Raw genomic sequence first — 22,942 nt, forward strand, 5'->3', positions numbered from 1 at the left:
GGCGCATACTGCCATGCGCAAGAAATCGGTACTGGCCTCGACGGGCTTCTTCCGGGTCTGGGCCGCCGAGTCGATCTCCCTCACCGGAGCCCAGATCACCACGTTCGCGCTGCCCCTGGTGGCCGCGGTCAACCTCGACGCGTCCCCGTGGGAGATGAGTCTCCTCGTCGCCGCGGCCGGCATGGCGAGTCTGACGCTGGGGCTCTCCGCCGGGGTGATGGCCGACAAGTACGAGCGGACCGCGGTGATGCACGTCGCGAACTTCGCGCGGCTCGCCGTCCTGATGTCCGTGCCGTTCCTGTACTGGGCCGACGCGCTCAGCGTGTGGCTGCTCGCCCTGGTCACGTACCTGATCAGTGCGCTGTCGCTGCTCTTCGAGAGCGCGATGACCCCCTACGTCCCCCGGCTGGTGGGACGGGACAAGGTGGGTCCCGCGAATTCCTGGCTTGAGGCGAGCGAGGCCGTCGGCGATGTGGGCGGTCCCGGCCTCGCGGGCATCCTGGTGCAGTCGTTCGGAGCGCCGATAGCCGTGGTGATCGACGCCTGCTCGTACGTCGTCAGCAGCGCGGCCCTGATCGGGCTGCCGAAGGCGCACCCCGCCAAGGAGCGCAGGACGGAGGAACCGGCGGAGTCGCACTTCGGGGCGATCCGGAGCGGTCTGCGGGTGCTGCGCAGGGACCGGTACCAGTGGCCGCTGGCGGTCACCTCGGTGTTCTTCAACTTCTTCTCGTCCGTCTTCGCCGCCACGTACATGCTCTACGCGCTGCGCGTGGTCGGGCTCAGCCCGGCACTCCTTGGTCTGATGACGATGCTGGGCGGTGTCGCCGGGCTGACGGCGGCGATGGTCAACCAGCGGATGATCGCCCGGTTCGGCATCGGCCCGACGGCGATCATCGGCCTCGCGCTGCCGGGCGTGACCGGGCTTCCCGTGGGGCTCGTGCACCACGTGGACCGGCCGCTCGCGCTCGTCCTCATCGGGATCGCGCAGTTCTCCTGGGTCTTCGGCATCGTGGTCATGCACGTCTGCGTGAACACCATGCGGCAGACGATGGTCCCCGAGCACCTGCAGGGCCGGATCATCTCGTCGGCGCGTTTCATGGGGCTCGGGGTGCAGCCGCTCGGGGCGCTGACCGGCGGTGCCATCGCCTCCACGGCCCTCGGGCTGCCCGGCGCGCTCGTCACGGCGACGGCCGGGCTGATCCTCGCGGCGGTGTGGCCCCTGTTCACTCCGGTGCGCACGCTGCGCACGGTGGACGATCAGGACGACCACGGGGACGACCTGCTGCCGCCGCGGGAGCCCGCCGTGCCCGCGGACACCTGATCCGCGGGCACGGGGCGCCCGGGGCTACGCCAGGCCGAAGAAGTTCTCCATCGTGACCGCCGAGCCGCGGCGGACCGCTTCCGCGTGGATGAAGCGGGCGAGGGCCAGGTCCAGGACGCCGAGTCCGAACGGCGAGAAGACGCGGGGGCGGCCGGGGTCGGGCGCGAGCCGCCCCTCGATCAGGTCGGAGACCGTGCCGGCGACGAAGTCGCGGTTGCCGGTGGCCTGTTCCGCCAGGTGCGGGGAGGTGTTCGCCTTCAGGCAGTGGTCGACGTCGTCCAGGATGTTCTGCGCCGCCAGCACGACGGGCACCCCGAGGTCGCGCAGCGACACGTTGAGCACCGTCTGCTCGGGTGTGAGCAGGGAGGCGTCGTGCAGCCACGGTTCGCCCGCCGTGGTCGCGAGGACGACCAGCTCGGCGCCGCGCACCGCGTCCTCCGCGCTCGTGGTGACCGCCTCGGCGCTGTCGCCGCGTGCCAGGAGGTCGTCCCTGAGCTGTTCGGCGCGGGCCGGGACGAGGTCGTGGATCGCGTAGCGCCCCGCCTTCCAGCCGGTCTCCCGCAGGTACTCCAGGATGCGCCGGGCGATGGGGCCCGAGCCGATCACGGCCACCCGGGACGCGGACTTCTCCGGGTGCAGCAGGCCGGCCGCCAGCGCCGCCGACGCGGCGGTGCGGTGGGCGCTGATGGCCGAGCCCTCCACGCAGGCGAAGGGGAATCCGGTCGCCATGTCGTTGAGGATGACGACGGCCGAGGCGCGCGGCAGGGTGCCGGCGGCGTGGTTGCCCGGGAAGCTGCCGATCCACTTGATGCCGGCGACCTCCTGTTCGTCCTGGATGCGGGAGGGCAGCGCGATGATCCGCGCCTCGGGGCGCTCGGGGAAGCGCAGGAAGTAGCTGTCGGGGTTGGTGGTTCCGCCGCCGCCGTGCAGCCGGTAGATGTCCGACACCAGGCCGACGACGTCCTCGTGGCGGCCGTCGAGGACCTCGGCGACGGCGGTGGCGCCGATCACTTGGAACGTCGGGGTGTTCGCGGGGTGGGGCATCGTGCTGGCTCCGTTCATGAGACAGGGTGCTCGGTGAGGTAGTCGCTGAGCGGCCCGCAGAGGGGCGTGCCGGGGCCGGTCGGGAACAGGACGTCCTCCGTGTCGAGCTCCACGAAGTTGTCCCGCAGCCACTGCGGGTCGTAGACCGTGTCCAGGTACTTGTCGCCGAGGTCCGCGCTGATGCCGACGACCACACTGTCCGGCGAGAACATGTCGGCGTCGGCGGCGATGGCGTGCAGCACGTGGCCGGTGGAGCAGCCGACGAGCAGTCCGTGCTCGTTCACCGCCTGATGGCAGCGGAGCACGGCGTCCCGCTCGGCCACGTACGAGATGCGGTGCACCTGGTCCGCGTCGGCGATCTCCGGCGGGCGGCTGGTGCCGACGCCCGGCAGCCGGCGGCGCCCCGGCCTGCCGCTGCCGAAGGTGACCGAGCCCTCGGGTTCCACGGCTATCAGTTCGGTCTTCGGGGAGAACTCGGCGAAGTGCCTGGCGATGCCCATCATGGTGCCGGTGGTGCCGGTGCCGACATACAGGTGGGTCACGTCGGGCAGGGAGCGCAGGATCTCCTCGGCGGTCCAGCGGGCGTGTGCCTCCAGGTTCGCCGGGTTCGCGTACTGGTTCAGCCAGATGCGGTCGGGTGCCTCGGCGATCAGTCTGCGCACCAGGTCGAGGCGGGTCCGCAGATAGCCGCCCTGGGCGTCCTTGGTGGTCACCGTCTCGATCTGGCCGCCGTAGGCGCGGATGGCCCGGAGGTTGGCGGGTGACACGTTGGGGTCGGTGACGCAGATGAATCCGTAGCCGCGCATACGGCAGACCAGGGCGAGCGCGAGGCCCAGGTTGCCCGAGGAGGACTCGACCAGGGTGGAGCGGCCCGGCTGCAGCCGCCCTTCCCGCTCCAGCCGGTCGACCATGAACAGGGCGGGCTTCAGCTTGATGGAGCCGGTCGCGCCGAAGCCCTCCAGCTTCAGCAGGATCCGGCCCGCCGGGGTGAAGCCGGTCATCTCGAAGAAGACCTCGGGGAACCGGAGCTCGAACGGGTTCGCCGTGATCACGTGACCGCCTCCGCGCCCGGCAGGGCGCCGATGGTCGTCCCCGGGTCGGCGACGACGTGGTGGACGACCGCGGCCATGTCCCGGACGATCCGCCCGACGGTCGCCTCGTCGAGCAGGGCGGTGGTGCACTCCAGTTCAAGGCGCAGGGTGCCGGGCCCTTCCAGGACGCTCAGTGTGAGGTCGAACCGGCAGGTGAGGCAGGGGAGTTCGGGCAGGGCCGCCTTCGGGTCCCCCGCTTCCTCGGTCAGGCCGGCCGCGGCCCAGGGGCTCGGCCCCGTCCCCTCGGTGGCCATGTTGAAGAACCCGTCGACCAGGGGGTCCTCGCTCATGTTCCGCCGTGCCGACACGCGGTCGACGAGGGCGTCGTAGGGGTACTGGCCGTGGTCGATCGCGGCGAGCACGCCGTCCCGGACTGTGGCGGCGTACTCGGTGAAGAGCAGCCGGTCCTCGGGGAAGGACCGTACGGGGACGGTGTTGACGAAGAGGCCGAGCTGGTCGTCGAGGCCGACGCCCGCCCGCAGGTCGACGGGGAAGCCCACCACGACTTCGTCCTGGCCGCTGAACCGGTGCAGGGCGACGTGGTAGGCGGCCTGGAGGAACGTCGCCGTGGTGAGCCCCTGGGCGCGGCAGTACGCGCCGACCCGCCGGATCTCCTCCCCGGTGAGGTCGACGTGCGCCCGGCGGGAGTCGGTGCCGAACAGTTCGGGGTGTGCCTTGACGGGGTCGGGGCCGACGCGGGGCGCGGCGGAGAACACCGTGTCCCAGTGGGCGGCCGCCGCGGTCAGTTCGGTGCCTTCGAGGTCGTTCTGCCAGACCGCGAAGTCCTTGTACGTCCGAGCCGGCGGGGGCGGGGTCTCGCCGCGGTGGATCCGGGCGAAGTCACGGGCGAAGGGCTCCCGCGAGGCCGCGTCGAACACCAGGTGGTGCTTGTCGAGGAGCAGGTAGTGCAGGTCGTCGCGGACCTCGACGAGCCGGCCGCGGAGCAGCGGTGGCGCGGTGAGGTCGAAGGGCCGCACGAAGTCCGCGGTGTCCCCGGGCGTGAAGCCGGGGTCCGTGACGCGTTCGAGGTGGAAGTCGACCTCGTCGTGGACGGTGAACCGGGGCTCGTCGTCGACCAGGTCGAAACCGGTGCGCAGCCCTTCGTGCCGCCGTACGAGCGCGCGCAGGGTGTTCTCGACGCGTGCGGCCTCGACGGGTCCGTCCAGGCGCAGGACGTCCAGGATCTGGTAGGTGACCGCGTCGGGGTAGAGCAGCTGGGTGTAGTAGAGGCGCTGCTGTCCGGAGGAGAGCGGGTACCACCGGGCGGGCGCGGCCGCCGGGAGGCGGGCCGCCGCCGGGCCGGTCCCGCCGCCGGTGGTGAGCCTTCTCAGGAGCTCTTCCTTGGACGCGCGCACGAGGGCGAGCAGGTCGTCGTCGACGGCGCCCCGGGGGGCGTCCAGCACGAGCCGGCCGTTCTCGGCCCGCAGCTGGACGCCCGCCGTACGCAACCGTGACAGCAGACCCGCCACATCTGCGGCGGTGATGCTCGTCATCAGATGTAGAACTCCTCATGGTCCGTGGGCGCCGCGGTGTCGTCGCCGCCCGATTCGAGCCACTTCGCGTTGTCGATGTGCTCCGCGAGCGCGCGGGCGGTGGGTACCGGGAAGAAGTCCATCAGCCGGATGTCGACTCCGAAGGACTCGCGGATCTCGGCCATCAGGGCGACCGCCTTCAGCGAGTGGCCGCCCGCTTCGAAGAAGTTGTCGTTCGGCTGCGGCGCGTCGACGCCGAGCACCTTGGCCCAGACGCGGAGCACTTCGCTCTCGGTGGCGTTGCGGGCCTCGGCCTGCTCCGGCTCGCCGGTGCCCGCGCGGGCGCCTTTCTCGGGCAGGGGCAGGGCCTTCCTGTCGACCTTGCCGCTCGCGTTGAGGGGCAGCTCGGCCAGGACCACGTAGGCGCCGGGCCGCAGGTAGGAGGGGAGCCGGTCGTCGAGCTCGCGGCGGGCCGTGGCGGCCACGGACTCGTCCTCGGCGACGAGGTAGGCGCAGAGGTAGGTCTCGCCGTCGGACTGGAGGGGCACGACCCGGGCGTCCAGTACGCCGGGGCAGGCGCGCAGTGCCGCCTCGGTCTCGGCGGGTTCGACGCGGAAGCCGCGGATCTTGAGCTGGTCGTCGTTGCGGCCCATGAACTCGACGGTGCCGTCCGGCAGCCGGCGGGCGAGGTCGCCCGTGCGGTACATGCGGGCGCCCTCGACGAACGGGTCGGGCCTGAAGGGTCCTTCCTGGTCGTCCTCCGCGCCCAGGTAGCCGCGGGCGACGCCGGGGCCGGAGACGCAGAGTTCGCCCGCGATGCCGTCGGGAGCGGGCTCGCCGTGCGGCATGAGGATGTAGACGCGGGTCTCGTCGACGGGGGTGCCGATGGGGACGGACACCGCGTCGTCCTCGACCTTGTCCACGCGGTGCGCGGTGGCGAACACCGTGCACTCGGTGGGGCCGTAGCCGTTGATCAGGCGGCCGGGGCCCATGCGTTCGACGACGCGGCGGGCGTGTTCGGCCGACATCCGTTCGCCGCCGGTCACGATGGTCCCGATGGGCTCCAGGCACTCCATGGAGACGTCGGCGAGCAGGTGGAAGTAGGCGGTGCTGAAGAAGGCGACGCTGATGTCCTCCGCCCGCACGAGCCGGTGCAGGGCCGTCCGGTCGAGGAGCTCCTCGTGGGAGGGGCAGACCAGGGTGGCGCCGTTGAGCAGGGCGGTGTACATGCTGGCCGCGGACATGTCGAAGCCCCAGCTGGTGGCCTGGAGCACCCGGTCGTCGGCGCCCGCGGAGAGGTACGCGGGCCGGTGGGAGAGCCGCCTGACTCCGGCGTGTTCCACGAGGACGCCCTTGGGGCGGCCTGTGGAGCCGGAGGTGAACATGATGTAGGCGAGGTCCTTGGGGCCGTTGATGTCTTCGAGCCGCTCGGGGGGGGTGTCCCCGAGTGCGGCGTCCGGGGCGATCAGGCGGACGCCGTCGGGCAGCGCGGCCTGCTCGGCGAGGTCGCCGACCAGCACCGTGGCGCCGGCCGCGGTGAGGAGTTCGCCGACGCGCGCGGTGGGCGTGGAGCGGTCGAACGGCACATAGGCGCCGCCCGCCTTGAGGACGGCCAGCATCGCCGTGACGGTGTCGTGCGGCGCGCCGGTGAGGATGCCGACGGGCTCCTCGCGGCGCACCCCGTGCTCGTCCCTGAGCTTGCGGGCGAGCCGGTTGGCGCGCTCGTCGAGCTCCGCGTAGCTGAGCCGGACGCCGTCGCCGACCACTGCGGTGTGCTCCGGCCGGCGGTCGACGGCCTGCTCGAACAGGGCGTGCAGCGTGTCACCCTCGGAACCGTCGCCGAGCTGCGCGGCGCCGGTGAGGAGTTCCCGCTCCTCGTCGGTGACGAGGCGGGTCTCCCCCATGGGCGCGTCGGGGGCGGCGAGGACCTGGTCGAGGAGGCGGGCGAAGTGGCGGCCCATCTGCTCGACGGTGTCCAGGTCGAAGACGTCGGTGGCGTACTCCTGGACGACCTGGACGGTGTCCTCCCGCTCGTACGCGGAGAACGTCATGTCCATCTTCGCCACGCCGATGCTGACCGACTGGGGGACGCCGGTGACGCCGTCCATGTCGAAGGCGTAGGAGGCCAGGTCGGTGAAGACGAACATGAAGTCGAAGAGCGGGTTGCGGCTCGCGTCGCGCGGGATGTCCAGCTCCCTGACCAGCTCCTCGAACGGGTAGGCCTGGTGCTGGAGTCCGTCGACGACGGTGGCGCGCACCTCGTTGACGTACGTGCTGAAGGGCTTGGCGCGCTCCGGGGAGGTGCGCAGCGGCAGCGAGTTGCCGAACATGCCGATGATGTCGGCGCACGCCGGGTGGTAGCGGCCGTCCACGGGGCTGCCGACGACCACGTCCTCCTCACCGGTGTACTGCGAGAGCAGCAGGTTGAAGGTGCTGAGCAGCACCATGTACGGGGTGGCGCGGTGGCTCTTGCAGTAGTCGCGCAGCCGCCGGGTCAGTTGGGCGTCCAGGGCGAAGGAGTGCCTGCGCCCGGTCAGGTCGAGCACCGCGGGGCGCGGGCGGTAGGGGAACTGGAGGGCGGGCGGCGGGTTCTCGAACCGCTCCAGCCAGTATGTGCGGTCCTTGGCGTAGGCGTCGGAGCCGCGGTAGAGCTGCTCCCACTCCGCGAAGTCCTTGTACGTGAGCTCCGCCGGCGCCAGTGGCTCGCCGCGGTAGGCCGTGGAGAGGTCACGGAACAGGACGGGCATGGAGCCCTCGTCCAGCACGATGTGCGGCAGGTCGAGGAGCAGCACGTGCTCGTCGCCGTCGGGGCGGACGGCGAGGGCCGTGCGCATCGGCGGGCCTGTCCGCAGGTCGTGCGGCTTCACCCAGCCGCGCACCAGCTCCTCGATCGACTCGTCGGAGGTGCCGAGGTCGGTGACCGGCACGTCGACGGAGGGCAGGACGCGCTGGACGAGCCTGCCGTCCTCCATGTGGAAGGTGGTGCGCAGGATGTCGTGCTTGGTCACCACCGCGTCGACCGCCCGTCGCAGCCGTTCGCGGTCGACCGGTCCCCGGACGACGAAGGCCATGGGGATGTTGTAGAGGTTGCTGTCCGGGTCGAGCGTCCAGAGGAAGTGCATGCGCTCCTCGGCCGCGGACGCCCGGTAGGTCTCCTTGTCCGGTGCGGCCTTGATGGGCGCCATCGGGTCGAAGGCCTGAGCGGCGACCGCGTCGCCGAAGTCGCGCAGGACGGGGTTCTCGAAGATGGTGATGCCCGGCAGATCGATGCCGAAGGCCTCGCGGACGAGCTGAGTGAGGCGGATCGCCGAGATGGAGTTGCCGCCGAGCTCGAAGAAGTCGTCGTCGATGCCGAGGTCGTTGTGGCCGAAGAGGGTCCTCGCGGAGCGCAGCACCACGTCGTCCACGGAGTGCCGGGACGGGGTGACGGCGTGTTTGCGGCCGGTGAAGACCCGGGGCTCCTCCAGCGCCTTGCGGTCGGTCTTCCCGCTGTCGTTGAGGGGCAGCGCGTCGAGCGGCACGAGGTGCGCGGGGACCATGTAGTCGGGCAGCTGCTCGCGCAGTACGGCGCGCAGCGCGTCGGTGTCGAGGGTGGTGCCGGGCGCCGCGACCACGTAGCCGACGAGGTAGGAGCCGCCTCCGTTGGGCACGGGGAAGTGCTTCACGACCGCGTCGGACACCTGGTCGAGGCCGTCGAGGACCCGCTCGATCTCGCCGAGTTCGACGCGCTGGCCGCGGACCTTCACCTGGTGGTCGGTGCGGCCCAGGATCTCGATCTGGCCGTCCTCGCGCCACCGGGCCATGTCGCCCGTGCGGTAGACCCGGCCGGGGCGCTCGGGCTCGACGGGGTTGTGATCGAGGAACGCCCGCGCGTTGGCCGGGGTCTCGGTGAGATAGCCGCGGCCGATGGGGACGCCGGCGACGAGGAGTTCACCGCGCACACCGACGGGGACCGGCTTGAGGTCCTCGTCCACGATGTAGACGGCGGAGTTGCGGATGGGCTTGCCGGTCGGGGTGAGGTCGCCGTCCGGGACGGCGGTGACCGGGTGCAGGACGTCGTCGGCGGTCTCCGTGGCGCCGTACGCGTTGGACATCACGGTGTCGGGGAAGCGGGCGTACCAGCGGGCCACCAGGGACGGCTTCAGCGGTTCGGCCTGGAGCACGACGTGGTGCAGGGCGGTGAGGATGCCGGTCCGGTCGGAGAGGTCGAGCTCGTCGAGCATCATCGCGAGGTAGCTCGGGACGAGTTCCAGGACGGTGACGCCGTGCCGGTCGACCAGGTCGACGAAGGTGGCGGGGTCCTCGACGGCCGCGTCGGGGTAGACGCGGGTCTGGCCGCCGCCGAGCAGCGGGGCGACGAACTGCCACACGGAGATGTCGAAGGAGCTGGGGGCGTTCTGCGCGAGGATCTCGTCGGGGCCGTCCAGCTCATAGTCCTCGATCTTCGCGAGGACGTGGTTGAGCATGGCCCGCTGCTCGATCACGATGCCCTTGGGCTCACCGGTCGAGCCCGACGAGAACATGATGTACGCGGCGGCGTCCATCGGCCGGCGCAGGCCGAGCGGTCCGCCCTCCGCGGCCGCGCCCTCGGCGACGAGGTCCGGGTAGCGCAGCCAGGTGACGTCGCCCTCGACGGAGTCCGGCTCGTACCGCTCCTCGGAGACGACCGCGACGGCGTTGCTCAGCCGGAGCACCTTCAGGTGCCGCTGGAGGGGGTGCTTGGGCTCCAGGGGGACGTAGGCGGCGCCGCACTTCCACAGGGCGAGGATGGTGATCAGGAACTTCTCGGAGCGCGGCAGCCTGATGCCGACCACGGACTCCGGGCCGATCCCGAGCCTGCGGTGCAGGACGTCCGCGAGCCGGTCGGCGCGGTCGTCGAGCTCCGCGTATGTGAGGGTGCGGTCCTCGTAGGCGACGGCCGTGCGGTCGGGGGTGCGGGCCGCCTGGTCCTCGAAGAGTTCGCAGACGGTGCGCGAGCCGAGGTCGACGTCCGGGCCGCGCCCCCAGCCGAGCAGCTCGGCGTGCTCGTCCCGCTGCCGCGGGTCGATGTCGGCCAGCGGCCGGTCGCTGTCCTCGGTCATCGCGACGAGCACGTCGCGGAAGAGCTCGGGCAGCTGCCGGGTGACCGCCTCGGGGAACGAGTCGAGGTGCGTGTCGAAGTCGCAGCGGTAGCCGGACCCCGTGTCGGTGACGGTCGCGAAGAGCGGGTAGATGGCGTGCCGGACCGGGGTCAGGCCCGCCTCCTGGATGCGCAGCCCGTGCATCTCGGGCAGCGTCACCTCGCGGTCGAAGGCGAGGACGGTGCGGAAGACGCGGCCCGCGGAGCCGGTGGCGGCCCGGTCGAGCGCGTGCACGGTCTCGGCGAACGGGTACGTGTCGTGGTCCATGGCGTCGAGCAGCTGTTCCTGGACCGCGCCGACGCAGGTGCCGACCGGGTCGGTGCCCTCGGGGCCGAAGCGCAGCGGCAGCAGGTTGGTGCAGTAGCCGACGGTCCTGTCCAGGTGCGGCGGCCGGGCCGCCGACGGCACGAGCAGCATCAGCTCGCGCTGGTCGGTGAGGCGCTGGAGCAGTGTGCCCCACGCCGACACCAGGTAGGCGAAGACGGTGACGCCCTGCGCGGCGGCCGCCCTGCGCAGCCTGCCGAGGAGCTCGCCGTCGAGCCGCAGGGTGCGGCGCTCGCTGCGGAACGTCGGGAGCACGCGGTGGGCCGCGCCGGGCAGGTCGAGCTCCGGTGCCCGCTCGGTGACCTTCTCCCAGTACGCCCGGTGGGTGGCCGCCTCGGGCGATGCCGCGTTCTCCTGCTGCCAGGCGAGGAAGTCGCGCAGCTGGGGCACGGGGCCGAGGTCCGCGGGGACGCCGGTGCGGGCTTCGTTGTAGAGCGCGACGAGGTCGCCGAGGATCGGGACGGTCGACCAGCCGTCGGCGGCGAGGTGGTGCACGCCGAGGTGCAGCAGGTGCCGGTCCTGCCCGGTGCGGATGAGGGTCACCTTGAACAGGGGGCCGTTCACCAGGTCGTAGCGGCGCGCGGCCAGCTCCTCCAGGAGGCGGTCGCGCTGCTCGTCGCTCGTGACGGTCTCGGTGCGCAGGACGGAGTCGACGGACAGGTCGGCGCTGCCGCGGACCTCGATGGTGCGGCCGTCCGCGCTCATGGTCATGCGCAGCGACTCGTGCCGGTCGGTCAGCCGCCGCACGGCGGTGCGCAGCGCGGCCTCGTCCAGGGTGCCGTCGAGCCAGAAGTCGGCGTTCAGGTTGTACGCGAGGGAACCGCCGTCACTGATGTTGGCCAGCGCCCAGAGCTGTTGGTGTGCGCGGCCTGCCGGAAAGGAGGCTCCCTCGCCGGCGGTGGCCGCCGCGGACGCAGGGGCGGTGGCGGGCGCCGCTGCCGCGGGGAGCGCCGGGGGCGCGCTCGCTCCGCCGGACAGCGGGGGCAGCAGCTTGTTGTCGCGCAGCTCCTCGATGGACTCGCGGATCACCCTGCGGGTGGTGGTCAGGTCGTCGTCGGTGTGGGCGGTGGACAGGAAGCAGCAGCGCCACTCCCAGACGTAGACGCCCTTGTCGAGGAGGTTGTAGTAGAAGAGGTCCATGTTCGCGTCGTGCTCGAAGCGGAAGAGCGAGGCGAACCGGTCGACGCTGATGGGTACTTCGAGGGCCTTGAAGTCGGCGTTCAGGTCGTCGGTGAACCGCTCCGTCCTGCGGGCGAGGTCCGCCTGCAGCGCGGGGCCTGTGGCCTTCATCTCGTCCAGTACGGTCTTCGCCGCGACCATCGAGAGCGGGTGCTGGCAGAACGTGCCGCCGAAGAAGGTCGATTCGACCGTCGGGTAGGAGTTGTCGCCGTAGTGCCAGACGCCTCCGTCGATGGCGTCCATCACGCCGCCGCGGCCCGCCACCACGCCGAGCGGCAGGCCGCCGCCGATGACCTTGCCGTAGGTGACGATGTCGGCCTGGATGTCCCACAGCCCCTGGATGCCGCCGGGGTGGGCGCGGAAGCCGGTCACCATCTCGTCGAAGATCAGCTTCGCGCCGTGCTGGTACGTCAGACGGCGCAGCTGGCGCAGGAACTCGGGCTGCTGGTTGCCGGGGTGACGGGTCGTCACCGGCTCGACCATGACGGCGGCCAGTTCGCTGCCGTGCCGGTCGATGAAGGAGAGCGCCTCCTCGGTGCCGAACTCCAGGACGTAGACGTCCTGGACGCTGCGGGAGGTGACGCCGGTGGCGATGGGCTTCGTACGGAGGTCGCCGTCGACCCAGGTCGGGGCGGCGAGCACGCCGTCGGCGTGGCCGTGGTAGCCCGTCGAGAAGATGACGATCTTGTCGCGCCGGGTGGCGGCGCGGGCCAGGCGGACCGCGTTCATCACGGCCTCGCTGCCGGTGTTGACGAAGGCGACGCGCTCCATCCCGGTCAGCTCCAGGATGGAGGCGGCCACGTCCTCGGTCAGCTCGGTGCGCGGCCCGAGGCCGAACCCGACGTCCATGCGCTCCCGCACGGCGTTCATGATCGGCTCGTACTGGTGCCCGAAGAAGTGGACGCCGAAGCCCATCGTGAGGTCGACGAACTCGTTGCCGTCGACGTCCCACAGGCGGGCGCCGCGGCCCTGCTCGGCGACGATCGGGAAGAGCAGCTCCTTGGTCGACATCCGGAAGCCGATGGTGGAACGGCTGTCGGCGATCAGCGGGCGGAACCGCTGGGCGTAGTCCTTGGAGTTGCGGGTGCGCCGCGAGAAGCGGTCGATGAAGCCGTCCAGGTACTGCTTGCGCGCCGCGGTGTCCGGCGGCAGAGCGGCGGTGGACCGCATGCGCGGGGCGAGCGGGACCTTCGGGCCCGCGCCGTTCTGGTCGGCGGTGGCGGGGGCCGGCGCGGGCAGGGGGACGGGTACGGGTGCGGCGGTGACCGGCTCGGGGGCGGTGACCGGCTCGGGGACCTGGGCAGGGGCCGGGGCAGCGACCGCGGGCGCGGGCACGGCCGAGCCGTACGCGCTCTGGATGACGTCGAGCTGCCGTCCCATCAGCTTCAGCTGCTCGGAGGTGATCTGCTCGATCGCCGACATCCCGACGGGGCTCACGGGTATCGCGGAGGGGGCCGGGGCCACGGGAGCGGCCTGCGGGGCGGGGACGACCTCCGGCGAGAGCGTCACCTCCGGCGCGACGGGCGCGGGCACCGGCGCGACCGGAGCGGCGGGGACAGGTGCGGCAGGCACGGGCGCGGGCGCGGGAACGACGACAACAGCAGCCGGGGCGGTCGCACCGGGCAGCCGCTGCGCGTCCGCGTGTCCGACCAGGTAGTCGGCCAGCTCGTCCAGCGTCTGGAACTCACCGAAGAACTGCCGCATCGAGAGCTTGCAGCCGTACCGCTCCTCAAGGGGCTGGAGGATGCTCAGCAGCAGCAGCGAGTCCGCGCCCATCTCCAGAAACGGCACATGGGCGTCGAGGTCCTCGGGCGCCATCTTGAAACGAGTGGCGACGACGGTCCTGAGTTCGTCGAGAAGAGCGTCTTTCATGGCCTCGTCCTTGTGAGTGGTGACAACGGGCTCGGGAACGGCTTCCGTCTCCGGCGCGGGTTCGAGCTCGGGTTCGGGATCGGGCTCTGGCTCGGGGGCCGTCTCGTCGGGCCAGTGGCGCTTGCGCAGCATGGGGTGGGTGGGCAGGGGCAGTCGGCGGCGCGTACCGGTGTGGAGCGTGGTCCAGTCGACCTGTTCGCCGGAGAGCCAGCGCGCGCCCACCGCTTCGAGGGCGCCGGCCCCCTCGGGCGGACGGACCTCGCGGGTCCGGCCGGGGGCGACCTCGCCGTCCGTCCAGCGGCCCGCGGTGAGCGCCTCGACGGCGGCCTCGCAGTCCGCGGCGACCAGCGTCCGGCGGTACCGGTACGCCTGGCGGCCGCGTTGCAGCGTCCAGGCCACGTCCGCGAGGTCGAGCGAGGGCCGGTCCTCCAGATGGCGGCGCAGGTTCTCGGTGTGCAGCTCCAGCGCCTCCGGGCTCCGCGCCGACCAGACGAGGAGCTGTTCCCCGGCGCCCGCGCCGCCCGCCGGCGCCGGGTCCGGCTCGGGCGCCTCCTCGACGATCACGTGGGCGTTGGTGCCGCCGATGCCGAGCGAGTTGACCCCGGCGAGCCGCCGCCCTCCGACGGGCTGCCAGTCCAGCGCCTCCGCGCACACGTAGAACGGGCTGTTCAGGAAATCGATCTCCGGGTTGGGCCGGTCGAAGTGGAGGCTTGCCGGGATGCGGCGGTGCCGCAGGGCGAGGACCGTCTTGATCAGCGCGGTGACTCCGGACGCGGAGTCCAGGTGGCCGAGGTTCGACTTGACCGAGCCGATGGCGCACACCCCGCGCCGGTCCGTGCCGAACGCCTGCGTCAGCGCCTTGAACTCGACGCCGTCGCCGAGCGGTGTGCCCGCCCCGTGGGTCTCCACGTATCCGATCTCGTCGGCCGTGACGTCGGCGGCGGCGAGCGCCTCCCGTACGGCGCGTGCCTGGCCCACCACGCCGGGCGCCGTGTAACCGGCCCGCTGGGCGCCGTCGTTGTTCACCGCGGAGCCGCGGATGACGGCGAGCACGGTGTCGCCGTCCTCGATGGCGTCCTCCAGGCGGCGCAGCACGACGACGGCGGCGCCGTCCCCGAAGATCAGGCCGCTGCCGTCGGCGTCGAAGGAGCGGCACTGTCCGTCGCGGGAGAGCGTGCCGCCCTGCCGGTAGAGGTAGCCGGTGTGCTGCGGCAGGCGCAGCGCGACGCCGCCGGCGAGCGCCATGTCGCACTCGCCGTCGAGGAGTTGCTGGCAGGCCAGGTGCACCGCGACCAGCGAGGTGGAGCAGAACGTCTGGACCGTCAGCGCGGGGCCCGTCAGGTCGAGTTTGTACGCGACCTTCGTGGCCAGCGCGTCGGGCTCGTTGCCCGCCTTGACGTAGGTGTCCGTGACGTTGTCGTACTCGGGCCGGTCGAGGAGGTCCTGGTAGCCGCTGCGGCGGGTGCCGGCGATGATGCCGACCGGGCCGTCGAAGGTGCCGGGCCCGTGGCCCGCGTTCTCCATGGCCTCGTGGCAGACCTCCATGAAGATGCGCTGCTGCGGGTCGGTCAGCTCGGCCTCCCTGCCGGTGTATCCGAAGAAGGCGGCGTCGAAGTACTCGACGTCCTTCAGGTGGGAGCCGCGCTTCACGTAGTCGGGGTGCCGCAGGGTGTCGGCGGGGACTCCGGCCCGGGTCAGCTCGGCGTCGACGTAGCCGCGGACCGTCTCCCGTCCCTCGTCGAGGACGCGCCACAGCTCGTCCACCCCGTCCGCTCCCGGGAACCGTCCGGCCATGCCGACGATCGCCACACTGGGATGCTCACTCACGCGTCCCGGTCCTTTCTGTTGTTCCGGGCCGCACGCCTGCGGGAACGCAGGTCCGCCCGTTGTTCGGCCCGTGCCATGACGTCGTCGGTCTCGTTCCGGTCGTCCGTGTCTCCCCTGAGCCGTGCCGTGAGGTGGTCCACCGTGGGGGCCTGGAGGACGTCTGCGGCCTGGAGCGGGATGCCCAGGCGTTCCTCGATCCGCAGGACGAGTTCGACGATGAGCAGCGAGTCGCCGCCCAGGTCGAAGAAGCTCTGGTCGTAGCGGTCGATCTCGGTGTGCAGGACCTCGCCCCACACCTCGGCGAGCCGCTGGTCGAGGCCAGGCCCCAGGTCGGGTGCGCCCACCGCCTCCGCGGCGGCTCCCCGGGCGGCGCCGGTCACCGGCTTGGCCCAGCGCCGCCTGCGGGTCTCCAGGTCCACGGTGGAGACGGCGAGCCTGCGCTCCTCGACGCGCCCGAGGACCAGGTCGAAGGCGCGCAGTCCCTCTTCGGGGCTCAGCGCGTACGACCGCAGTTCCCGCCAGGCGTCCGACGCGGTGCCGGTGGGCGGCTCCGCATTCGGGCCCGTCCAGCCCTCCCAGTCGACGCTCAGCCGCCGTTCGCGCCCGAGGGCCACGCTGTCGAGGAAGGTGTTGGCGGCGGCGTACGCGGCGTATCCCATGCCGCCGACCACGGAGGCCAGCGACGAGACCATGCAGCCGAAGTCGATCCCGCGGCCCGCGAAGACGTCCTCCAGGACCAGGGCGCCCCGGACCTTGGGGGCCAGCGTGGCGCGCCACTGGTCGCGGCCGGTCGCGCCGAGCCACTGCACGGCGTCCCCGAACGGCACGCCGGCCGCGTGGAACCATCCGTCGACGGCGCCGAACCTCCGCTCCGCCTCCGCCACGGCCTCCGCCATGGCGGCGCGGTCGGTCACGTCCGCCGCCACGGTCAGCAACCCGCCCGCGACGTCGGCCAGTTCGCGCAGCGCGGTCACCTTGGCGTACGCGGGGTGGTCCGGGGTGTGCGTGTCCAGCCACGTGGCGTACGAGGCGGGGTCGGGCAGCGGGGTGCGGCCGGTGAGGACGAGGCGGGCGCCGTACTCCTTGGCCAGGTGGCCGGCGAGCGCGAGGCCGATGCCCCCGAGGCCACCGGTGATCAGGTAGACGCCGCCGGGCCGGAGCGCCGTCGTCCCGTCGGCGGGGCGGGGTGCGGGCGCGGGCCGGAAGCGCTGGACCCAGCGGTGGCCGTTGCGCAAAGCCACCGCGGTCTCGTCCGCCCGCTCCACGGTGAGTTCGGCGAGCAGTTCGGCGGCGGCCGGCGGGGTGGGTCCCGGGTCGACGCACCGGCAGTCGAGGCCGGCGAACTCCTGCGGGACGACGCGGACCGCCGCGCTCACCGTGCTGGTGGCCGGGGCGACCGGTTCGCCGCCGAGCACGTCGAAGACGTGGCGTGCCACGACCGATATCCGGGCTGCCTCTCCGCGGGCCGCGCCGCTGAGGGCGACGGCGGTATCGAGGAGGGTGTAGAGGCCGCGCTCCTGTGCCTGTTCGGTCTCGGCCCCGGTGGGCAGCGCGGCACCGCCGTGGTCCGGGTCGTCGAGCGACCACAGGTGTACGACGTGGTCGGGTACGGTCCCGTCGGCGGCGAGTGCGGTGAAGAGCGACCGGCAGCCGTCCGGGTCGCCCGGGTCCAGGGTGAAGGCGCGCGGGCCGACCCGCTCGAACCGGGGGCCGACCCGGACCGTCACCGCGTCGGTCCCGTGGGCCGCGAGCTCGGCGCGCAGCCGGGCGCCGAGGCCTCCCTCGTCCTCGAAGAGCAGCCACCGGGAGGCGGCGGGCGGTTCCGTGACCGGACCGAGTCTGCCCGCGCGCTCCCAGGACTCCGTGTACAGCCACTGCTCGGGGTGCTCGGCCCGGTGCGGCGCGCTGCTCTCCTGGGCGCCCCGGTCCGCGGTGTTCTGCTGGGCGGGGGGGCCGGGGAGCGGGACGAGCGTGCGGCGGTCGAGGGGGTGGGGCGGCAGCGCCACCCGCCGCCTCGGCCCGTCCCGCCACTCGGTCCAGCACACGTCGTGTCCCGCGGTCCAGAGTGCGGCCGCCACGTCGAGCAGGTGCTCCTCGACGTGGTCGCCGGTGTGGCCGGTGGCGGGCAGGGACAGCTCGGAAATTTCCCCGGCGCGGTAGGCCATCGCGCGCCGGTCGTCCGGGGCCACGGCCAGGACGGCCCCGGCGAGGTCGCCCTCGGAGATCCCGGCCCCCTGCGCCCTTGTCTTCTCGGCCCAGTGGCGCTCCACGGCGGTGGGGGTTCCGTGGGTGAGGTCCGCGCGCCGGGCGAGCAGGGCCAGGGCGTCGGCCAGGGGCAGCGCCTCGGTGACGCAGGCCGCGGCGAGTTCGCCGACTCCCGCGCCCGCCACGGCGTCCGGCAGCAGCCCCGCGTCGAGCCAGAGCGTGGCGATCGCGTACTGGGAGAGGAACGTGGCGAGCTCCCCCAGGGCGGGCTCCGGCCGGCCGGACAGCGCTCCGGCGATCACGTCGGCGGCTCGTGCGGGAGCGACTCCGGCGTCGGCGAGCAGGCTCCGGGCGTGTTCAAGGACCGTGCGCACGGAAGCGCATTCCGCGACGGGTCCGGCGAGCGCGGGGCCGCCGGGGCCGCGGCCCAGGAACAGGGTGACCGGTGCCGGGAACTCGACGGCCCGGTCGTGGGGCAGCGCGGCGCAGGAGCGGAGCCGCTCGGCCACCTCCCGGTGCGTCCGCCCACGGACCGCGACGCGGTACGGGAAGGTGCGCCGGCCCATGAGCAGGGTGTGGGCGACGTCGGCCAGAGCGGGGGCGTCGGCGGGGGCCGTGCCGAGGCGGTCGGCCAGCCGCTCCAGTGCGGTCCTGAGCGCCTTGGGCGAGGCCGCGCTGACGGGGATCAGGTGCGGTCCGGCCGGGGCGGGCGCGGCGGCGTGGACGGGCGGCGCCTCCTCCAGGACGGCGTGCGCGTTGGTGCCGCCGACGCCGAAGGAGCTGACGCCGGCACGGCGCGGGGCGTCCCGCGACGGCCAGGGCCGCAGCCTGTCGTTGAGGTAGAACGGGCTCTCGTCGAGGCGCAGTTCGGGGTGCGGGCGGGTGAGGTGGGGGTGGGGCGGGAGCTGCCGGTTCCGCAGGGCGAGCACCGCCTTGATGAGTCCGGTGACGCCCGCCGCGCCCGCGAGGTGCCCGACGTTGGCCTTGACCGAACCCAGCGCGCAGAACCCGGTGTCGGCCGTGTCCGAGCCGAACGCCTCGCGCAGCGCCGCGACTTCCACCGGGTCGCCCAGTACGGTGCCGGTGCCGTGGGCCTCGACGTATCCGATGGACCTGCCGGAGACCTCGGCGACGGCGTGCGCCTCGGTGATGACGTCGCGCTGTCCGGCGGCGCCGGGTGCGGCGAAGCCGACCTTGCGGGCACCGTCGTTGTTGACCGCGGTGCCCTTGATCACGGCAAGGACCTCGTCGCCGTCCCGGAGCGCCTCGCTCAGCCGCTTCAGCGCCACGATGCCCACGCCGTCGCCGAACGCCGCGCCCTGGGCCTTCTCGTCGAAGGGCCTGCACCGGCCGTCCGGGGAGAACATCAGGCCTTCCTGGTGGACGTAGCCGGGCCGGGGCGGCACGTGCACCGAGACGCCGCCGGCCAGCGCGATGTCGCATTCGGCGCTCAGCAGGCTCTGCACCGCGACGTGGACGGCCACCAGCGACGTCGAACAGCCGCTCTGCACGTTGATGCTGGGCCCGGTGAGACCCAGCTTGTAGGAGACGCGGGTGGGCAGATAGTCCTTGTCGTTCGTCAGCATCAGCTCGGTGCCCTCAAGGGAGAGCAGGTCGCAGCCGCGTGCCAGCACGTTGACGAGGTAGGTGTTCATCGAGGCGCCCGCGAAGACGCCGACGATGGGCCGGTCCGGGTCGTCCTGCCGCCCGCCGGAGTACCCGACGGTGTCGAGCAGCTCCGAGGCGGTCTCCAGGAAGATCCGCTGCTGCGGGTCGAGCAGCTCGCCCTCCCTGGCGCTGTAGCCGAAGAAGGTGTGGTCGAAGCCGAACGGATCGTCCAGGCCGCCGCGGGACTTCACATAGCGGCCGTCGCCGAGCAGCTCGTCGGTGACTCCGGCGGCCCGCAGCTCCTCGTCGGAGTAGAAGCCCACGCAGTCGTCGCCCGCGCTGATCCGCTGCCAGAGTTCGTCGCAGTCGCGTGCGCCGGGGAAGCGGCCGTGCATGCCGATGACGGCGATGTCGCCGGGCCGCACGTGCTCTTGGGGGTCACTCATGGTCGCCTCCGGCTGCCTCGTCCCGCCGGGCCCGGTGGCCACGGCGCAGTGCCGCTTGGGGGCCGCCTCGGGCGGCCGCTTTCCGTAGTGCGGCGCGGCGGCCGCCCTGTCCCTCCGGTCCGGCGGGCCGGGCCGCCGCGGCCGGTGCGAGGCGGCCGGCCTGCGCGGCGACGGTCGGGTACGCGAAGAGTTCCGAGACGGCGACCGGGGCCGCGCCGGGTATCTCCCGTAGCTGCTGGTGCACTTGGAGCAGGAGCATGGAGGTGCCGCCGACCTCGAAGAAGTTGTCGCCCCTGCCGATGCCGTCGCGGCGCAGGACGCGGCGCCAGACCTCGGCCACGGCCCGTTCCATCCGGCTGCCCGCGGCCGGGGCGGCGGAGTGCCGGGGCAGCTGCCGGGCGCGCTCGGCCTCGACCAGCCGGGCCACCGCGGACCGGTCGGTCTTCTGGTTCACGTTGAGGGGCAGCCGGTCCGGGAAGACGAAGGAGGTGGGCACCATGTACGGGGGCAGCGCGTCCTGGAGGGCGGCCCGCAGCTCGGCCTCCGCGGGAGCCGCGCCGGGGCGCGCCGGCACGACGCACGCCGTCAGGCTGTGGGTGCCGGGGCCCGTCCCCTCGACCACGACGACGGAGCGGTCCACGCCCGGCACCCGGTCGAGGGCGGCCTCGATCTCCTCAAGTTCGATGCGGTATCCGCTGACCTTCACCTGGTTGTCGGCCCGGCCCAGGATCTCCACCAGGCCGTCGGCGTCGACCCGCGCGAGGTCGCCCGAGCGGTACATGCGGGCGGCGCCGCCGGTGAAGGGGTCGGGCAGGTAGCGCTCCGCGAGCAGCCGCGGCCGGTTCACATAGCCGCGTGCGACGGCCTGTCCCCCGATGTAGAGCTCCCCGGTGACCTCGGCGGGCACGGTCCTGCCGTGGGTGTCCAGGACGTACAGCGCCGCGTTGGCGAGCGGGCCGCCGACCGGCACGGAAGCGCCGCGGCAGTCCTCCGCGCGTACCCGCTGTGCGGTGACCCACACCGTGGTCTCGGCGGGGCCGTAGCAGTTCCACAGCGTGCCGCACCAGTCCAGGGCCGACCTGGCCGTACCGGCGGAGAGCAGTTCGCCGCAGCTGAAGGTGTGCCGCAGCCGCAGTCCGCCGGCGCCGTGGGCCGCGACCTCCGCGGCGAGGCCGTGCAGCGCCGACGGGGTCTGCGTCAGATGGGTCACGCCCTCCGCGACGAGCAGTCTGCGCAGCGCGTCGGGCGCGCGGGCGGTCTCCGCGCCGACCACCACGAGGCACGCCCCGGAGAGGAGGCTGCCCCAGTGCTCCCAGACGGACAGGTCGAACGCGGTGGAGTGGAAGAGGCACCAGACCGCCTCCGGGTCGGGCTCGACGTGCTCCCGCATGGCGTCCAGCAGGCTCAGGACGTTGCGGTGCTCAACGTCGATGCCCTTGGGAGTGCCGGTGGAGCCGGAGGTGTAGACGGTGTAGAGCAGGTCGTCCGGGGTCAGGGCCGGCGGCTCCGACACATCCCGCGTGTCCAGCGCGTCATCCGCGCTGTCGTCCATGTACAGGAACCGGACCCGTGCGTCGGCGCCGTCGAGCAGCGGTGCCAGGGCGCGGGTGGTGAGCACCGTCGTGGCGCCGCAGTCGGCGAGCATGGCCCGGAGTCTGGTCGGCGGGTGGTGCGGGTCGAGGCAGACCGCGGCCGCTCCCGCCTTGACCGTGCCCACCAGGGCCACCACGGTCTCCGGCGAGGGCGCGAGCAGGTGGGCCACCCGGTCGCCGTGCCGGGTGCCGACCGCGCGCAGGGCCCCGGCCCAGCGCTCGCCGAGGCCGTCGAGTTGACGGTAGGTCAGTTCGGTCCCCTCGTGCCGGACCGCCGGCCGGTCGGCGTGGGTCCCGGCCACCGTGGCGAAGCGCCGGAGCAGGCTGTCGTCGGCGTCGAGCACCGGCTCCGCGGCCGCGCCCGCGGCCCGCGGGACACCGGAGCCGGTGGCCGGCGGCAGGCTCGCGACAGCGGTCCGCGGGTCGTCGAGGGCGGCCCGCAGCAGGGCGGTGTAGTGCTCGATCACCCCGCGCGCGGCGCCGGCCGAGAAGACGGCGGGCCGGTACTTGAGCGTACCGAGCAGCCGTTCGCCGTCCTCCGCGACTTCGAGCATCAGGTCGAGCTGGCCCTCCTGCTGGGGCAGCCGGTGCGGCAGCAGCCTCAGTCCCGCCCAGGGCACGGCCGGTGCGTCGGCGCCGGGCTCGGCTCCCCAGTGCAGGGCGGCGAGGCCGGGCAGGCGCTGCGGCTTCTGGTAGACGAACAGGGTCTGGAAGACGGGGTTCACGCCGGGCATCCGGCGCGGCGCGAGTTCCTCCACGAGCCGCTCGAAGGGGTAGTGGTGCTCCAGGGCCTCGGTGACGGCGGTCCGGGTGCGCCGCATCAGCTCCATGAAGGACGGCTCGTCGCTCAGGTCGCCGCGCAGGACGACGGGGTCCGCGAGGTAGCCCACGCTGCCGCGGAATGAGGGGTCGGTGCGCCCCGACACCGGCATGCCGACGAGCACGTCGTCCTGTCCGGTGTACCGGGCGACCAGCGCTTGGTAGGCGGTGAGCTGCACGATGTACGGGGTGGTGTTCTCCTGCCTGGCGAAGGCGAAGACGCGCTTGGCGAGTTCGTCGTCGAGCCGGAAGAACTCCGAGGCTCCGGCGGCCGGATCGGCGTCGGGCTCGACGCGGAAGCGGGGCCAGTCGACGATGTCGAGCTCCCCCGCGAGCCGGTCGTGCCAGTACGCGGCGGCACGCGCGCCCTGCTCACCGGCGAGGAACCGCTCCTGCCAGGCAACGAAGGAGCGGTACGGGGCGTTGCCCTCGGGCAGCCGGGTGTCCGTGCCGTCGCGCTCCCCCGCGTACAGCGTGCCCAGTTCGTCGATGAGGAGTTCCAGCGACCAGAAGTCCGCCACCAGGTGGTGGACGACCAGCAGCAGGACGGCGTCGTCCGCGCCCGTGCGGAAGAGGGCGGCGCGGAACAGCGGGCCGTGTTCGCCGTCGAAGGGCTGCCGGTAGGCGGCACGGACCTCGGCGTCGAGCCGGTCCGTGTCCCACGCGGTGGCGTCGGTCTCCTGCCAGCCGGGCTCCAGCCAGCCGTGCACGACCTGCCGGACGTCCCCGTCCCGCTCGGCGAAGGTGGTGCGCAGCGCCTCGTGCCGGCCGGCCAGGGAGCGCAGCGCGGCGTGCAGCGCTCCGCCGTCGACGGCGCCCCGCACCCGTGCGGCGAAGGAGATGTGGTACGAGGCTCCGGCGGGGTCCACGCGGTGCAGCAGCCACATCGAGCGCTGCCCGTAGGAGAGCGGGTGTTCCGCGCGTGCGGGAGCCGCTCGGCGGCGCAGTTCGGCCTCGACGCGCCGGCGCAGGGTGACGGCCCCTGTCTTCCCGGGCTCCGCGGTGTTCGCGGTGTTCGACAT

7 protein-coding genes are annotated in these 22,942 nt (G+C 72.9%); 1 reads left to right on the forward strand and 6 read right to left on the reverse strand.

Features of this window, described 5'->3' with window-relative positions; all coding sequences use genetic code 11:
• The first annotated feature begins 13 nt into the window (after positions 1-13).
• On the forward strand, positions 14-1,321 hold the full coding sequence (locus AB0H82_RS17565; protein ID WP_362993583.1) for an MFS transporter: 1,308 nt from the start codon (positions 14-16) through the stop codon (positions 1,319-1,321).
• Between the two features lie 24 nt (positions 1,322-1,345).
• Here the strand turns inward: AB0H82_RS17565 and sbnB are convergent, their stop codons facing one another.
• The 6 genes from sbnB to AB0H82_RS17595 are packed head-to-tail and all read right to left on the reverse strand — an operon-like array spanning position 1,346 to position 22,942.
• Positions 1,346-2,365 (reverse strand): 2,3-diaminopropionate biosynthesis protein SbnB, encoded by a 1,020-nt coding sequence (gene sbnB, locus AB0H82_RS17570; RefSeq protein ID WP_362993585.1) that lies wholly within the window; start codon positions 2,363-2,365, stop codon positions 1,346-1,348.
• A 14-nt stretch (positions 2,366-2,379) separates the two neighbouring features.
• Positions 2,380-3,417, reverse strand: coding sequence for a 2,3-diaminopropionate biosynthesis protein SbnA (sbnA, locus tag AB0H82_RS17575; RefSeq protein ID WP_362993587.1), 1,038 nt, complete (start codon positions 3,415-3,417; stop codon positions 2,380-2,382).
• Positions 3,414-4,949: a condensation domain-containing protein gene (locus AB0H82_RS17580; RefSeq protein ID WP_362993589.1), complete on the reverse strand. Its 1,536-nt coding sequence runs from the start codon at positions 4,947-4,949 to the stop codon at positions 3,414-3,416. Before AB0H82_RS17580 ends, sbnA begins: the two co-directional genes overlap by 4 nt.
• Positions 4,949-15,250, reverse strand: a complete 10,302-nt coding sequence (locus tag AB0H82_RS17585; protein ID WP_362993591.1) for an amino acid adenylation domain-containing protein — start codon at positions 15,248-15,250, stop codon at positions 4,949-4,951. Before AB0H82_RS17585 ends, AB0H82_RS17580 begins: the two co-directional genes overlap by 1 nt.
• Positions 15,247-19,509 carry an SDR family oxidoreductase gene (locus AB0H82_RS17590; protein ID WP_362993593.1) on the reverse strand — a complete coding sequence of 1,421 codons (4,263 nt, stop codon included), beginning with the start codon at positions 19,507-19,509 and terminating at the stop codon, positions 15,247-15,249. Before AB0H82_RS17590 ends, AB0H82_RS17585 begins: the two co-directional genes overlap by 4 nt.
• Positions 19,502-22,942: an amino acid adenylation domain-containing protein gene (locus AB0H82_RS17595; RefSeq protein ID WP_362993595.1), complete on the reverse strand. Its 3,441-nt coding sequence runs from the start codon at positions 22,940-22,942 to the stop codon at positions 19,502-19,504. Before AB0H82_RS17595 ends, AB0H82_RS17590 begins: the two co-directional genes overlap by 8 nt.

Source organism: Streptomyces sp. NPDC050732 (assembly GCF_040654255.1).
GTDB lineage: Bacteria > Actinomycetota > Actinomycetes > Streptomycetales > Streptomycetaceae > Streptomyces.

Excerpts from the sequence above, each read along its gene's own strand:
- AB0H82_RS17565 (WP_362993583.1), top strand. The coding sequence starts at position 14 with ATGCGCAAGAAATCGGTACTGGCCTCGACGGGCTTCTTCCGGGTCTGG.
- AB0H82_RS17590 (WP_362993593.1), bottom strand. The coding sequence starts at position 19,509 with ATGAGTGACCCCCAAGAGCACGTGCGGCCCGGCGACATCGCCGTCATC.
- sbnB (WP_362993585.1), bottom strand. The coding sequence starts at position 2,365 with ATGCCCCACCCCGCGAACACCCCGACGTTCCAAGTGATCGGCGCCACC.
- AB0H82_RS17580 (WP_362993589.1), bottom strand. The coding sequence starts at position 4,949 with ATGACGAGCATCACCGCCGCAGATGTGGCGGGTCTGCTGTCACGGTTG.
- AB0H82_RS17595 (WP_362993595.1), bottom strand. The coding sequence starts at position 22,942 with ATGTCGAACACCGCGAACACCGCGGAGCCCGGGAAGACAGGGGCCGTC.